The organism is Mameliella sp. LZ-28, assembly GCF_012274245.1.
In the GTDB taxonomy this organism is placed as follows: domain Bacteria; phylum Pseudomonadota; class Alphaproteobacteria; order Rhodobacterales; family Rhodobacteraceae; genus Antarctobacter; species Antarctobacter albus.
This window is the reverse complement of record NZ_JAANYX010000011.1, coordinates 751,976-765,809: the sequence shown is the minus strand read 5'-3', so window position 1 is coordinate 765,809 and position 13,834 is coordinate 751,976. Positions and strand designations below refer to the sequence as shown.

Below are 13,834 nucleotides of genomic sequence, written 5' to 3'. Positions count from 1 at the left end.
TGTGGTCCGGATTTCCGCGCAGCGCCTGGGCGGGCGCGGCGCCAATGGCTTAGTGAAGAACGATGATGCGGCCGTCGGGCTGGACGATCACGCGGCCCGAGGCCGGCAGGGCCGGGTCGCAGTCGATGCCCGGCTCGGGCGAGAAATCGTCGAGGTCCAGCGCCTTGCCGTCCGGGCTGACGACACCGGCGGGGCAGGGCGGCAGCGGCGGAACGTACTGCGCGCCGGTCTGCGGCGGCAGCATGGGTTGCGGCGCCGGCTGCTTGTCGAGGTCGCTGGTCTGCGGCGCCGGTTGCGGCACGGGCAGAGGCTGTGGGACCACCGGCTGTACCGTGTCGATCAGCGTGATCTCGACCCGCCGGTTCTCGGCAGCATAGGGATCGGCGGGGTTGCGCGGATAGCGCTCGCCCCAGCCGACCACTTCCAGCCGCCACGAGGGGATAGAGTGATAGCGCATCAGGTAGCGCTTGACCGCCCAGGCCCGGCGATAAGACAGGTCGACGTTGTAGTCCTCGGGACCGCGCGCATCGGTGTGCCCGGCGATCAGGTAGCGGTTGTTCATCAACTGCGCCGACCGCAGGGCCTGGCCGATCAGGTCCAGGTCCCGCCGTGCGGGCGGCGTCAGAAAGGCGCTGTCATGGGCGAAATACACCGTCACGTCCAGGCTGTAGCCATAGTTCAGGACGATGGGCCGCCGGTCGATGATGATGGTCGTGGGCCGCCCCAGGATCACCGGCGGCAGGAACACGTCCGGCAGGGGATGCGTGACCACGGGTGGCGATCCGGTCGGCGGCGTGGCGGGCTGACCGGCCATCGGCGCCAGCGACTTGATGATCGCGGTAACGCTGTCCGCCCGCGATGTGTCCAGTTGCAGGGTTTCGGTATTGGTTTGCGCATGGGCCGGAGAGAGGGCTCCGACCGCGACGGCAAACAGGATGGAAAGTCGTTTTCGGGTCTTGTGCATGTCGTCTCCCCCACGGCGATGCGTTGGACACCCGTCAAGGAAACCGTCTGATACTGATACTGCACTGGTATTCGGGTGCCTGTGTTTTCAGCCTCCTCCAATCGGGGACAGGCCACCTTGAGGCAGATCAAGAAATATGCGTATTTTGGAATACCATTTCGAGACAAATGGTTGCGGCGGGTTCTTGACCTTCTGAACCCGTTCGGTCGTCCGGATACGCCCTGCCGGACGATGGGACAGCTGCGCGGCCGAATCCCGCGGCCCGGCGTCAGTCAGAGCCGATCTGCGGCTCCAGCAACGCCTTGAACCCGGCGCGTGTCTTCGGCGCGTCGAAAGCGGCAAAGGTCTGCATGATCCGGGCGCGTTCGGCATCCTGGCGCTGATGCAGAACGGTGGTGAGCGCCCCGATGCTGCGGGCGATTTCCAGCTGCCCGTCATGATCGGTGTCCGTCAGCCTGCCGGTGACAGAGGACAGGGCCTCTTGCTGGACGACGCTGTCATTGAAATCGCCCAGGTTGTCCTGGAGCTTTTTCAGCGCCTTGATGAGGCGTTTCATCTCTGCCTTGCCAAAGAGCGGGGCAAAGAACTCCATCAGGTAGCGCAGTTTCTTGCACTGGATGCGCAGCTGGTGGATCTCCGCGTCCGCCGTGTCCGCGTCGATGGCGCGGGCGATCTTGCGGACCTTGCGATAGCGTTTCCGGATCAGCTGCCGGGCGTAGTCGCGGGCCGGGTGATCGGCCTCTTCCCCCCTGCGCAGGCGCTCTTGGGGTTTTGCAAAAAGGTCCTGCAGGGCCGCGATCTCGGCGGCGTAGGTCTCGCTCTGCAGGTGGCGGCAGAGCGCGTCATGGGCGCCGTGCCGTTCCCTGGCGAAATGGTCGAACAGAAGGCCGACGCCGGGGCGCAGGCTGTCGGGAACCATCTGAACGTAGCGAGGGCGTTCGATCAGGTAGACGTCGAGGTCACGCAGGAGGCCCGTGACGGACATGAGGGCCGACAACCGCGCCTTGAGGTCTGCGACCTGTTCGGGGCTGTAGACCCCCTTGAACAGAGACAGGACAGAGCGGATCTTGCGCAAGGCAACACGGTAGTCGTGCAGGAACTCGCTGTCGTGATCGGCGATGATGCCCGGTTCGTTGGCGCGCGCGACGGGCAGGTGCGCGGCGATGATTGCCGAGGCCGCGTCAAAGGCCGGCATGTCCGGCAAAAGCGGCACATCCGGCTTGGGCTGATAGGCGGTCACGCCGGGGGCAAGCGCCTCCAGCGCCTGGCGCGGGGGGCAGAGGGAAGGGTCGGACCGCAGGTGTTTCACCAGCCGCTTGAAATCACCTTTCCGGCCGGACAAGGGGCGCAGCCCGAGCAGGCTGACCTGATGCCCGTCTTTCGTCGTCAGGAGGCGAAGGTGGCCGTGGCACAAGAGCCTGTCCTTGGCGTCGCGGAGGGCAACGTCCTGTGCCCGGCTCTCTGCCGCGACCAGATCAAGGAGCCGTCGCAGCGGCGACAGGCGTTTTGCAAGGATGTCGGTCACGGGGCCTTCCGGCATCTCGTCGATGAACCCGGCCCGGGCGCTGTCCTGCCGGGTTTCCGCTCCGCCAGCGTCCAGCAGTGTCAGGGTTTCCTCCGCCGCGACAAGAAGCATCCCGGCATGAGCCAGTTCCGTGTCGAACGTGTCGACCAGTTTGGCTTGCGTGCGTGTTTCATGGCCAAGGGGCGAAACGCGGTGGTCCCCGGCCAGCGTCGCGCGCAGATCGCCGTGGAACAGCAGGGTTGTCGGTTCGGTCTTGCTCATTTTTCTCCGTTGGGTTGGCTGGGCTTCCTCAGTTCCTCTCTAGGGCCAGACTGTCACAGTTGCGTGCAATGGTGAACGGGCGGGGGATGGACGCCGCGTCAGGGTTCAGAAGTGCCGTCGATGTGGTCCGGTCGGCGCAGCGGGACAGTTCGGGGGCTTTATCGGATTGCCCTTGCCTGCGGGCTCTGCAAACCTCTGCCGTGGGGCGTTCGGCAATGCGCCGGGCAAGCGCCCCGGCTTTGGGCTGTCGGAGCGGGTCGCGGCGGCCGAGGGAAAGGAACCTGGCGGATGATGATCTCACCCGATTATTGCCTGGTCATGGCGCGCTACAACGCCTGGCAGAACCGGCAGATGAAACATGCTTTCGAAGCCCTGGACGAGGCGCAGCTTGGAAAGGATCGCAAGGCCTTTTTCGGGTCGATCCTGGGGACAGCAAACCACCTGCTCTGGGGCGACATGATCTGGATGTCGCGCTTTGCCGGCACCGCACGCCCCGAGGGCGGGATCACGGAAAGCCCGACGCAGACCGCGTCGCGCGGAGAATGGGAAATCGCGCGCTTCCGCACGGATGCCGAGATCCTGCTTTGGGCGGAAAGGCTGCGGGCTGTGGATCTTGCGGGGGAATTGTCATGGTATTCGGGGGCGGTGGGGCGCAACGTGTCGAAGCCGATGGCTCTATGTGTGACGCACATGTTCAACCACCAGACCCACCATCGCGGCCAGGTGCATGCCATGCTGACCGCCGCCGGTGTCGCGGCCCCGGTCAGCGACCTGGCCTTCATGCCGGAAGAGGGCCCCTGGCTGTGACGGGCGGGCCGGACGGACGCTGTTTCGCCTGACGGCGAAAGACGCCCCGCCCGCCGCCCCGCAGGGGCCGTGTGAAACGAACAACAGGGAAGGGAGTGACCCATGTTCAAGGCACTGGTTGTCGACAAGGACGAAGAGAGCGGCAAGACCTCTGCTGCGGTACGGGAGATCGGTCCGGATGACCTGCCCCACGCCGAGGTGACGGTGGCGGTGGAATATTCGACCGTCAACTACAAGGACGGGTTGTGCATCGGGCCGGGGGGCGGGCTGGTTCGTAAGTACCCGCATGTGCCGGGTATCGACTTTGCCGGAACGGTCGAGGAGTCCTCGGACGACCGATACAAACCGGGTGACAAGGTCGTGCTGACCGGCTGGCGCGTCGGAGAGGCGCATTGGGGCGGCTATGCGCAAAAGGCGCGGGTCAAGGCCGACTGGCTGGTGCCGCTGCCCGAGGGGCTGGACACGCGCGCGGCGATGGCCGTGGGCACTGCCGGGCTGACCGCCATGCTGGCGGTCATGGCGCTGGAAGATCACGGGCTGCAACCCGGTCACGGGCCGGTCCTGGTGACGGGGGCGGCGGGCGGCGTCGGCTCGGTCGCCACGGCGATCCTGGCCCGGCTGGGTCACGAGGTGGCCGCTGTCACCGGGCGGCCCGAACAGGAAGACTATCTGCGCGCGCTGGGCGCGACGCAGATCGTCCCGCGCGAGGAGTTTGCCGAAGTCACCCGCAAGCCGCTGGAAAGCGAGCTGTGGGCCGGCTGTGTCGACGCGGTGGCGGGGGCCATGTTGGGTCGGGTGCTGAAACAGATGAAATACGGCACATCCGTCGCGGCCATCGGCCTGGCCGGCGGCGCCGCGATCGAAGGCGCGCTGATCACGCCTTTCATCCTGCGCGGCGTCAACCTGCTGGGTATCGACAGCGTGATGCAGCCCTATGACAACCGCGTAAGGGCCTGGCAGCGGATCGCGCGCGATCTGCCGATGGACAAGCTGGAATCGATGGTCCAGCCCGCGACGCTGTCCGACTTGCCGCAACTTGGCAAGGACATCCTCAAGGGCCAGGTCAAGGGCCGCGTGGTGGTGGACGTGAACGCATGAGCTATGACGATCAGAACATCTTTGCCAAGATCCTGCGCGACGAGATCCCCTCGACCCGGGTCTATGAGGACGCGGACACGCTGTGCTTCATGGACATCTTCCCGCGGGCCGACGGTCATTGCCTGGTGATCCCCAAGACACCCTGCCGCAACCTGCTGGACGCCTCGGCCGACCAGCTGGCCAGCGTCATGGCGACCACGCAGAAGGTGGCCAATGCCGCGATGGCGGCGCTGGGCGCGGACGGGGTCACCGTGCAGCAGTTCAACGAGGCGCCGGGCGGGCAGGAGGTCTTTCACCTGCATTTCCACATCCTGCCGCGCTGGGAAGGTGTCTCGCTGCGTCCGCCGGGGCAGCCAGGGGACATGGCGCAGATCGCCGAAATCGCCGGGAAACTGCGCAAGGTTCTGGACTGAACCGCGTGCCTTAGGCCGCGCCCGCCAGGGCGCGCGGTGCCGATGACAGCCCCGCTGCCGGTTTTCGGCTGCGGGGCTATTTTGTTGTTTTGGCAACATTTTCGCGACCTGGGATGTCGCTTTTGGTTGATCGAGTGTCTTGATGATTTGTCCTCACCCTCGTTTCCGGGTTAGGCTTTGAAGGTCGCGACGCCGAGCAGGACGTCACGGACATGCAAGTGCCGGATGGCCGTTCCGCCCAGGACGCGCGCTTCCGGCAAAAAAATCAAAGGGAGTGGGACGTGTTCAAACGGATCATGGTGCCGGTCGACCTCAAGCACATAGATCGCCTTGAAAAGGCGCTCGGATGTGCGGCCGATCTGGCACGACACTACGAGGCCACGGTGGTCTACGTGGGCGTCGCGGCGGCGACGCCCAGTTCGATCGCCCATACGCCGGCGGAATTCGCCGAGAAACTCAAGGAATTCGCCGAGGCGCAGGCCGGGGCGCACGGGGTGTCGACCGAACCCCACGCGGTCACCAGCCACGACCCGTCGATCGACCTGGACCCGACGCTGTTGAAGGCGGTGGACGAGACCGGCGCGGACCTGGTCATCATGGCCAGCCATATTCCCAACATCACCGATTACATCTGGCCCTCGAACGGGGGCACGGTGGCGGGCCATGCCAAGGTCTCGGTCATGGTGGTGCGCTGACGGCGAACAATTGGCGCACAGACGCCGATCATCCAAGGAAACGCAAGTACAGGGAGGCCTCACATGGCTGACACCTCAGACGATCAGGGCATACCGGAGCCGGAAGGCGTCTCGGACCTGATCGACACCGATTACGAAATCGGGCAGGACAACATCGAAACACAGATCGGTCCCTTCGGTCTGGACATTCACAATCCGGTTTTCCTGATTTCCGGTTTGTCGATCATCGCTTTTGTCTTTTACACGCTCGCTCTGCCGGAACAGGCGGGCGAGATCTTCAGCTGGCTCTTTGGTGCCGTGACCAAGGGCTTTGACTGGTTCTTCCTCGGTGCGGCGAACATCTTCGTTCTGTTCTGCTTGCTGCTGATCGTCCTGCCGGTCGGCAGCGTGCGGCTGGGCGGTCAAGATGCGACGCCGGATTACGGCTATGTCGGCTGGTTCGCGATGTTGTTTGCCGCCGGTATGGGCATCGGCCTGATGTTCTACGGCGTGTCGGAACCGATGAGCCACTTCTCGTCGTCCTCCGGTGGGGCCTATCACAACGTGAGCTTCTCCGGCGAAGTGCCGGAGGAAGGGGCGCCAGCCGGGTTCGAAAGCCGCGAGGCCTTTGACGCGGCGGTCGGACTGACCAACCCCGATCCTGCGGCGCTGGCGGCTGCGCTGGATGACGCGGTTCCCGCCGATCAGCGCGATGCCTTCACCGTGTCGCCGAACCGTGCGGACTGGGCACCGCTGGGCGGCGCCGCAGCGGACGAGCAGGAGGCCGTGCGGCTTGCCTTTGCCGCGACGATCTTCCACTGGGGGCTGCACCCCTGGGCGATCTACGCTATCGTGGCCCTGGCGCTTGCGCTCTTCTCCTACAACAAGGGTCTGCCGCTGACGCTGCGCTCTGCCTTCTACCCGCTGCTCGGGGATCGCGTCTGGGGCTGGTGGGGTCACATCATCGACACGCTGGCGGTCTTTGCCACGCTGTTCGGTCTGGCCACCTCGCTGGGCTTTGGTGCGACGCAGGCCAACGCGGGTCTGAACGAGCTCTTCGGCATCCCCGTCGGGTCGGCCACGGAAGTGGTCCTGATTACCGCGATCACCGCCGTTGCGCTGGTTTCGGTGGTGCGTGGCCTCGACGGCGGGGTCAAGGTCCTGTCCGAGATCAACATGGGCCTCGCCTTCCTGCTGCTGGTCTTCGTTCTGCTGACCGGGCCGACGATCCTGCTGCTTACGGGCTTCGTCGACTACCTGGTTGCCTACATCGAGTACCTGCCGGCACTGTCGAACCCGATGACCCAGACGATCGCGGGCGAAGCGGGCCGGGGCGATGTCAACTTCAGCCAGGGCTGGACCTCGTTCTACTGGGCCTGGTGGATCTCCTGGTCGCCCTTCGTCGGCATGTTCATCGCGCGCGTCAGCCGTGGCCGCACCGTGCGCGAGTTCATCATCTGCGTGCTGCTGATCCCCTCGCTGGTCTGCGTCCTGTGGATGAGCGTCTTTGGCGGCACCGCGGTGCACCAGGTGGTGGCTGACGGCTATACAGCCGCGCAGAGCGCCTCGCTGGAACTCAAGCTGTTCAAGATGCTGGACGAGTTGCCGCTGGCGGCGATCACCTCCTTCATCGGCATCATCCTGGTGATCGTGTTCTTCGTCACTTCCTCGGACTCCGGTTCGCTGGTGATCGACACGATCACGGCGGGCGGCAAGGTCGACGCGCCGGTGCCGCAGCGGGTGTTCTGGTGCATCTTCGAGGGTGCCGTGGCCATCGTGCTGCTGCTCTCGGCGGGTGGCCTGTCGTCGCTGCAGTCGATGGTGATCTCCACCGGCCTGCCGTTCACGGTGGTCCTGTTGGTGATGTGCTTTGCCATCTGGAAGGGGCTGATGGCCGAGCGGAAGGCGCTGTAAGCGGTCATCGCAATACATGACAGGAAAGGCCCCGGCGGTGACGCCGGGGCCTTTTCCGTTTCGCCCTGGCGGCATGGGTTGACGCGCGGCGTCACAGGCGCATTGTCTCCGGCAAGCAAGAGCGATTGGGGTGACATGCTGGATATCGATTTCGTGCGGGCGCAGTTCCCCGCCTTTTCCGAACCCTCTCTTCAGGGGCAGGCCTTCTTTGAAAACGCCGGCGGGTCCTATGCCTGTCAGCAGGTGATCGACCGGCTGACGCGCTTTTACACCGAACGCAAGGTGCAGCCCTACGGCCCCTTTGCCGCCAGCGCGGCAGCAGGGGCGGAAATGGACGAGGCGCGCAGCCGTTTGGCGGCGCTGCTTGGCGTGGACAGCGACGAGCTGAGCTTTGGCCCCTCGACGACGCAGAACACCTATGTCCTTGCGCGCGCCTTTCGGCAGTTCATGCAGCCCGGAGAGGCGATTGTCGTCACGAACCAGGATCACGAGGCCAATTCCGGCCCCTGGCGGCGGCTGGAGGCCGAGGGCATCGAGATCCGCGAATGGAAGATCGACCCGGACACCGGGCACCTCGACCCCGAGGCGCTGGAACCGCTGCTGGACGAAAAAGTGCGGCTGGTCTGCTTTCCGCACTGCTCCAACGTCGTTGGAGAGATCAACCCGGTGACGGAAATCACCGCCCGCGCCCATGCGGCGGGGGCCTTTGTCTGCGTCGACGGGGTCAGCTATGCGCCGCACGGTTTCCCGGATGTGGGCGAGCTGGGGCCGGATATCTACCTGTTTTCCAGCTACAAGACCTATGGCCCGCACCAGGGGATCATGGTTGTGCGCCGCGCGCTGGCCGAGGTGCTGCCGAACCAGGCGCATTTCTTCAACGGCGACGTGCTGACCAAGAAGTTCACGCCTGCCGGGCCGGACCACGCCCAGGTGGCCGCCTGTGCCGGCATGGCGGATTACGTCGATGGGCTGGCCGCACATCATGGCTGTGAGGCGCATGAGTTGCACGACCTGATGCGCGCGCATGAAACACGGCTGTTGCAGCCCCTTCTGGACGCGGTTTCGGGACGCAATGGCGTTCGCCTGCTGGGGCCACGTGACGCGGCCAACCGTGCGCCGACCGTGGCGCTGGCCTTGCCAAGCTTGGCCGAAGCCGCGGCGGCGGAGCTGGCGACGCGTGGTATCATGGCCGGGGGAAGCGATTTCTACGCTGTGCGCCCCTTGCAGGCGATGGGGGTCGACCCGGCGCGCGGCGTGTTGCGCCTGTCCTTCGTGCACTACACCAGCGAGGAAGAGGTGGCCAAGCTGATCGAGGCGCTCGACGCAGTTCTCTGATCCGGGGCTTGTCCTTTGCAGGTTTGCGCTATGTCGCATCCGGCAAGCCAGAGGAGGAGCGCGCCTTGTCCGACACATCTCCCGTTATCCTCTGGGTCCGGCGCGACCTGCGTCTGTCCGATCATCCGGCGCTGGATGCCGCCTGCAAGGCCGGACGCCCGGTGATCCCGGTCGTGATCCGCGATGCGGTGATGGATGGGCTGGGCGCCGCGCCGAAATGGCGGATGGGGCTGGGCATCGGGCACCTGGCAGAGCGGCTGGAGGCAAAGGGATCGCGGCTGGTACTGCGGTCGGGCGACCCGGTGGAGGTGATGCGGGCGCTGGTGGAGGAAACCGGGGCAGGGGCCGTTTACTGGATGCGGGCCTATGACCCGGCCAGCGTAGAGCGGGACACGGCCGTGAAATCCGCGCTGAAAGAGGCTGGCGTCGAAGCGACCAGCTTTGCCGGGCACCTGATGTTCGAACCCTGGCGCGTCGAGACGAAGCAGGGCGGGTTCTACAAGGTCTTTACCCCGTTCTGGAAGGCCGTGCGGGGGCTGGACGTGGCAACGCCGTTGCCGACGCCGGGCCGGATCCCGGCACCGGATGCCTGGCCGAGCAGCGAGTCACTGGAGGATTGGGCGTTGGAGGCCGCGATGCGGCGCGGCGCGGAAGTGGTGCGGCCCTGGGTGCAGCTGGGCGAGGAGGCGGCGCAGGGCAGGCTGGGCGCATTCATCGCCGAGAAGGTGGCCGCCTATGGCGACACCCGTGATCTGCCCTGGACCGATGGCACCTCCTGCCTGAGCGAGAACCTGGCACTGGGGGAAATCACTCCACGCCAATGCTGGCACGCCGGGCGGCGCGCGATGGAGGACGGCAAGAAAGGGGCCGAGACCTTTCTCAAGGAACTGGCCTGGCGCGAGTTTGCCTATCACCTGATGTGGCACACGCCGCACCTGCTGGACAGCAACTGGCGCGAGGAATGGGACGCCTTCCCCTGGAACGAGGACGAGACCCGCCCGGAGGTCATCGCCTGGAAACAGGGGCGCACGGGCATTCCCTTTGTCGATGCCGGCCAGCGCGAGATGTATGTCACCGGGCGGATGCACAATCGCACCCGTATGATCGTGGCCTCATACCTGACCAAGCATCTGCTGACGCACTGGAAGATCGGGATGCGCTGGTTCGAGGATTGCCTGATCGACTGGGACCCGGCCTCGAACGCGATGGGCTGGCAGTGGTCGGCCGGCTCCGGTCCGGATGCGACGCCCTACTTCCGGGTCTTCAACCCCGTCACCCAGCGCGAAAAGTTCGATCCCAAGAGAAAATACATCGACCGCTGGATCGCGGAAGACCGCAGGCACCCGTCCGAAGAGGCGCTGAGCTATTTCGATGCGGTCCCGGTCAGCTGGGGGCTGTCCGCCGGTGACGGTTATCCCGACCCGGTCGTCGACGCAGACGAAGGGCGCAAGCGCGCCCTTGCGGCCTATGAAAATCGCGGGTTCTGATCCCGTGCCGGACGGCTCAGTTGGTCACGCCGCCCATGCGGTCCATTTTGACCCAGCCGCTGGAATTGCCGGCATAGGCGATCTTGCAGACCGGCTTGGCGTCGGAACAGGTCTCGACGTAGCCGCCTTCGCCGGGGGCGAGGGTGCCGACCTTCTGCGTGAACTCGACGTCGCTATAGACCGCGATGGGCAGGGCGGACATGTTGAAGTAGGGGATGTCGCGCGCCACGTTGCGTTCCCAGGATCCACCAGAAACCGGTTTGGGCTGCACCTCGCGGACGGGTTCGGACAGGGTCATGGCCGGTCGCGCTTGCGGAGCCTTGGTCTCGCCCTTCTCGACGCCAACGAAACTCATCACCTTGCCACATCCAGAGGTTGCAAGAGCCATGAGGCACACCGCTACCAATTGCTTCTTCATCTGTCATCTCCCGTTGTGAGGGAACGTATCGCTCCGGACTGATACCAGAAAACACCATGTTGACGAAAATCCAAAGCACAAATCCTTGCCACAGGTGGTTTGGGCCATAAACTTCGATAAAATATCGGCTTCTCGAAAGAAACTTATGCTATTGACAGACACCCAGGGGCAGGAACGGCTGCCCCGGTACTTCGCGCGGGTCTTCGACATGGCCCGTGGGATGGGCTGCGGCCGGCTTGATTTCGTGCTGCGCGACGGGCGCGTGTTTCGTGCCGAGGGTCGTGTGCCTGGCCCGGTGGCAGAGCTGCACCTGCATCACGACGACATCTTTGCCCGGCTGATCCGCGAAGGCGACCTTGGGTTCTGCGAGGCCTATCTTGACGGCTGGTGGTCCACCCCGGACCTGATGGCCTTCCTTGACCTTGTGCATGCCAACGAGGAGATGTTCGACGGCTACCCCGGCGGTGGGCTGGTGCGCATGTGGGAGCGGTTCCGGTTCTGGATGCAATCGAACTCCAGGAAGCAGGCGAAAAAGAACATCGCCCATCACTACGACCTGGGTAACGATTTCTACGGCCTGTGGCTGGACGACACGATGACCTATTCCTCGGCCCTGTTCCGCACCGGGCAGGAGAGCCTGGAAAAGGCGCAAGAGTTGAAATACGCCTCGATGATCGACCAGATGGGGGCGAGGCCGGGCGATCATGTGCTTGAAATCGGCTGTGGCTGGGGCGGTTTTGCCGAATATGCCGCCAGGGAGCGCGGATTGCGCGTGACCGGGCTGACCATCAGCCAGGAACAATTCGCCTATGCGCAGGACCGGATCGCAAAGGCCGGGTTGACCGATCGGGTGGACCTGAAACTGCAGGACTATCGCGACGAACGCGGCAGCTATGACGGGATCGCCTCGATCGAGATGTTCGAGGCCGTGGGCGAAAAATACTGGCCCACCTATTTCGAGACCGTGCAGGCGCGCCTGAAACCCGGTGGACACGCCACGTTGCAGATCATCACGGTGCAGCACAAGCGGTGGGAGATCTACCGCCGGGGTGTGGACTTTATCCAGAAGTACATCTTCCCGGGCGGGATGCTGCCTTCTCCCGAGGTGCTGCGCGCCGAGGTCGAGCGTGCCGGCCTTCAGGTGGTCCGCAGCCTGGAATTCGGCGAGAGCTATTCCCAAACCCTGCGCCGCTGGCACGAGACCTTCAACGACCGCTGGGACGAAGTTTCCGCCCTTGGATTCGACGCGCGGTTCCGCCGGATGTGGAATTTCTACCTGGCCTCTTGCGCGGCGACCTTTCACAGCGGTAACTGTGACGTGACCCAGATCACCATCGCAAAGCCCGCCTGACTTATGCCCAACGCCGCGAAACTGATTGCTGCCCTCGGTCTCGCGGCGCTGGGATGGATCGTCTCGGACATGATCAGGCCCCTGGTGCCCTTCAGCGTCGATTTCGGCTGGTTCAACTACGTCAACGCGGCGATAGGCGTGCTGGTCGGCTGGCTTTTCCTGGGGCCCCGGGCGGGGCAGGGCATCACGTCCGCGATCAACAACGGTATCACCGCCGCCATTGTCATGGTCATCGTGGGCCTGTTGGTACAGGGCGTAAACGAGATGGTGCGCCTGTCCTTTGCCCGCCGCTATGACACCCCGTTCGAGGCGATTGCCGCCATCTTCGAGATCAGCCTGGACTACGGGATGATCCTTCTCGACATGCAGGTGATCGTGACGCTGCTGGGCGGCGGGATCGTCGCCGCGCTCGTGGCCGAGGCCTTGGGCAGACGCTGGAGTTAACCTTGTCAGACCTGTTTTTCTACGGAACGCTGCGGCATCTGCCGCTGCTGGAACTGGTGCTGGGCCATGCGCCCGAGGTCGAGCCAGCGCAATTGGCCGATCACGCGGTGCTCTGGGCGGCGGGCCAGGCCTTTCCGATGATCGTGGCGCAACGCGGGGCGCGGGCCGAAGGGCTGCTCGTGCGGGGGCTCAGCGAGGCGGATCGCGCGGCGCTGGATTACTACGAGGGCGGTTTTGCCTACGAATTGCGCCCCGTGACGGTCGAGACCGGGGCAGGGTCTTGCGCGGCAGAGGTCTTTTTCCCCGTGTCAGAGGAGCGCTGGAAACCGGGGGCGCCCTGGTCGCTGGACGATTGGCTGGACCGTTGGGGCGGGGTGACGATGCGCGCCGCGCAGGAGGTCATGGACCGGCGCGGCGCCTATGCGGCGCGCGAGGTGGCGGGGATGCTGCCGTTTTTCCGCGCGCGGGCCTGGGCGCAGGACATCGCCGCAGAGGGCGCGCCGCAGACCCTGCGCCGCGCCAGCGGGATCGAGGACGTGGATTACCAGGGGCTGCGCGGTCGGCCCTACCGCGGATTCTTCCGGATCGACCCGTTCCGCCTGCGCTACCGTCGCTTTGACGGGGAATGGAGCGCGCCGCTGGAACGGGAGTGTTTCATCGCTTTCGACGTGGCACTTGTGCTGCCCTACGACCCGGTGCTGGACAAGGTTCTGCTGATCGAACAGATGCGCTTTGGCCCGATCCATCGGGGCGATCCGGCCCCCTGGGTGCTTGAGGCGGTGGCCGGTGTCATCGACGCCGGCGAAAGCCCCGAAGAGGCGGCCCGGCGCGAAACGGTCGAAGAGGCCGGGCTTGAGGTGCACGCCCTGCTGCCCGCCTGCAAGGGCTATGCCTCACCGGGGTACACCACGGAATTCTATCATGCCTTCGTGGGGCTTTGCGATCTGTCCGGTCGAGACAAGAGGATCGGCGGGCTGGACGAAGAGCACGAGGACATTCGCAGCCATGTCGTCACTTTCGATCATGCGATGGAGCTGATTGAGACGGGAGAGATCAACGCCTTGCCGCTGGCAATGCTGATAAACTGGGTGGCGGCGCGGCGGGCGGACTTGCGCGCGGGGCAGGTCGGGCAATCGTAAGGAC

General features: G+C 65.0%; 13 protein-coding genes. 10 read left to right on the top strand and 3 right to left on the bottom strand.

Annotated elements, in window-relative coordinates; translation table 11 throughout:
• Window positions 1-49: 49 nt before the first annotated feature.
• Entirely contained in the window at window positions 50-964 is a 915-nt protein-coding gene (locus G9Q80_RS10325; RefSeq protein WP_088715047.1) for an OmpA family protein, read from the bottom strand.
• Between the two features lie 268 nt (window positions 965-1,232).
• Entirely contained in the window at window positions 1,233-2,750 is a 1,518-nt protein-coding gene (locus G9Q80_RS10320) for a CHAD domain-containing protein (protein WP_088715046.1), read from the bottom strand.
• Window positions 2,751-3,038: 288 nt separating this feature from the next.
• On the opposite strand from G9Q80_RS10320, the gene G9Q80_RS10315 reads away from it, so the two are divergent.
• The 7 genes from G9Q80_RS10315 (at window position 3,039) to G9Q80_RS10285 (ending at window position 10,478) form a co-directional block, all read left to right on the top strand.
• Window positions 3,039-3,557, top strand: a complete 519-nt coding sequence (locus tag G9Q80_RS10315; protein WP_168246456.1) for a DinB family protein — start codon at window positions 3,039-3,041, stop codon at window positions 3,555-3,557.
• Between the two features lie 102 nt (window positions 3,558-3,659).
• Window positions 3,660-4,655, top strand: coding sequence for an acryloyl-CoA reductase (gene acuI, locus G9Q80_RS10310; RefSeq protein WP_043139907.1), 996 nt, complete (start codon window positions 3,660-3,662; stop codon window positions 4,653-4,655).
• Complete coding sequence (locus G9Q80_RS10305) at window positions 4,652-5,068, top strand: HIT family protein (RefSeq protein WP_043139904.1); 417 nt, start codon at window positions 4,652-4,654, stop codon at window positions 5,066-5,068. Before acuI ends, G9Q80_RS10305 begins: the two co-directional genes overlap by 4 nt.
• A 281-nt stretch (window positions 5,069-5,349) precedes the next feature.
• Complete coding sequence (locus tag G9Q80_RS10300) at window positions 5,350-5,763, top strand: universal stress protein (RefSeq protein ID WP_043140094.1); 414 nt, start codon at window positions 5,350-5,352, stop codon at window positions 5,761-5,763.
• A 63-nt stretch (window positions 5,764-5,826) separates the two neighbouring features.
• Window positions 5,827-7,656, top strand: a complete 1,830-nt coding sequence (locus tag G9Q80_RS10295) for a BCCT family transporter (protein ID WP_043139902.1) — start codon at window positions 5,827-5,829, stop codon at window positions 7,654-7,656.
• 135 nt (window positions 7,657-7,791) lie between these two features.
• Window positions 7,792-8,991: an aminotransferase class V-fold PLP-dependent enzyme gene (locus G9Q80_RS10290; RefSeq protein WP_088715045.1), complete on the top strand. Its 1,200-nt coding sequence runs from the start codon at window positions 7,792-7,794 to the stop codon at window positions 8,989-8,991.
• A 65-nt stretch (window positions 8,992-9,056) separates the two neighbouring features.
• Window positions 9,057-10,478 carry a cryptochrome/photolyase family protein gene (locus G9Q80_RS10285; RefSeq protein WP_088715044.1) on the top strand — a complete coding sequence of 474 codons (1,422 nt, stop codon included), beginning with the start codon at window positions 9,057-9,059 and terminating at the stop codon, window positions 10,476-10,478.
• A gap of 16 nt (window positions 10,479-10,494) precedes the next feature.
• Here G9Q80_RS10285 and G9Q80_RS10280 read toward each other — a convergent pair whose 3' ends face one another.
• A complete protein-coding gene (locus G9Q80_RS10280; RefSeq protein WP_069209818.1) occupies window positions 10,495-10,833 on the bottom strand; it encodes a hypothetical protein in 339 nt (112 codons plus the stop codon).
• A gap of 208 nt (window positions 10,834-11,041) precedes the next feature.
• Between G9Q80_RS10280 and G9Q80_RS10275 the strand changes: the two genes are divergently transcribed.
• Genes G9Q80_RS10275 through G9Q80_RS10265 form a run of 3 tightly spaced genes read left to right on the top strand, consistent with a single transcriptional unit; the run spans window position 11,042 to window position 13,830 of the window.
• Window positions 11,042-12,247: an SAM-dependent methyltransferase gene (locus tag G9Q80_RS10275; protein ID WP_088668962.1), complete on the top strand. Its 1,206-nt coding sequence runs from the start codon at window positions 11,042-11,044 to the stop codon at window positions 12,245-12,247.
• Window positions 12,248-12,250: 3 nt separating this feature from the next.
• Window positions 12,251-12,691 carry a TrgA family protein gene (locus tag G9Q80_RS10270; protein ID WP_088715043.1) on the top strand — a complete coding sequence of 147 codons (441 nt, stop codon included), beginning with the start codon at window positions 12,251-12,253 and terminating at the stop codon, window positions 12,689-12,691.
• 2 nt (window positions 12,692-12,693) lie between these two features.
• Entirely contained in the window at window positions 12,694-13,830 is a 1,137-nt protein-coding gene (locus tag G9Q80_RS10265; RefSeq protein ID WP_074620315.1) for an NUDIX domain-containing protein, read from the top strand.
• Window positions 13,831-13,834: the final 4 nt, after the last annotated feature.

Bases quoted from the DNA above. Each gene is read 5' to 3' on its own strand.
- G9Q80_RS10280 (WP_069209818.1), bottom strand. From the start codon at position 10,833: ATGAGTTTCGTTGGCGTCGAGAAGGGCGAGACCAAGGCTCCGCAAGCG.
- acuI (WP_043139907.1), top strand. From the start codon at position 3,660: ATGTTCAAGGCACTGGTTGTCGACAAGGACGAAGAGAGCGGCAAGACC.
- G9Q80_RS10290 (WP_088715045.1), top strand. From the start codon at position 7,792: ATGCTGGATATCGATTTCGTGCGGGCGCAGTTCCCCGCCTTTTCCGAA.
- G9Q80_RS10270 (WP_088715043.1), top strand. From the start codon at position 12,251: ATGCCCAACGCCGCGAAACTGATTGCTGCCCTCGGTCTCGCGGCGCTG.
- G9Q80_RS10305 (WP_043139904.1), top strand. From the start codon at position 4,652: ATGAGCTATGACGATCAGAACATCTTTGCCAAGATCCTGCGCGACGAG.
- G9Q80_RS10275 (WP_088668962.1), top strand. From the start codon at position 11,042: ATGCTATTGACAGACACCCAGGGGCAGGAACGGCTGCCCCGGTACTTC.
- G9Q80_RS10325 (WP_088715047.1), bottom strand. From the start codon at position 964: ATGCACAAGACCCGAAAACGACTTTCCATCCTGTTTGCCGTCGCGGTC.
- G9Q80_RS10315 (WP_168246456.1), top strand. From the start codon at position 3,039: ATGATGATCTCACCCGATTATTGCCTGGTCATGGCGCGCTACAACGCC.
- G9Q80_RS10320 (WP_088715046.1), bottom strand. From the start codon at position 2,750: ATGAGCAAGACCGAACCGACAACCCTGCTGTTCCACGGCGATCTGCGC.
- G9Q80_RS10295 (WP_043139902.1), top strand. From the start codon at position 5,827: ATGGCTGACACCTCAGACGATCAGGGCATACCGGAGCCGGAAGGCGTC.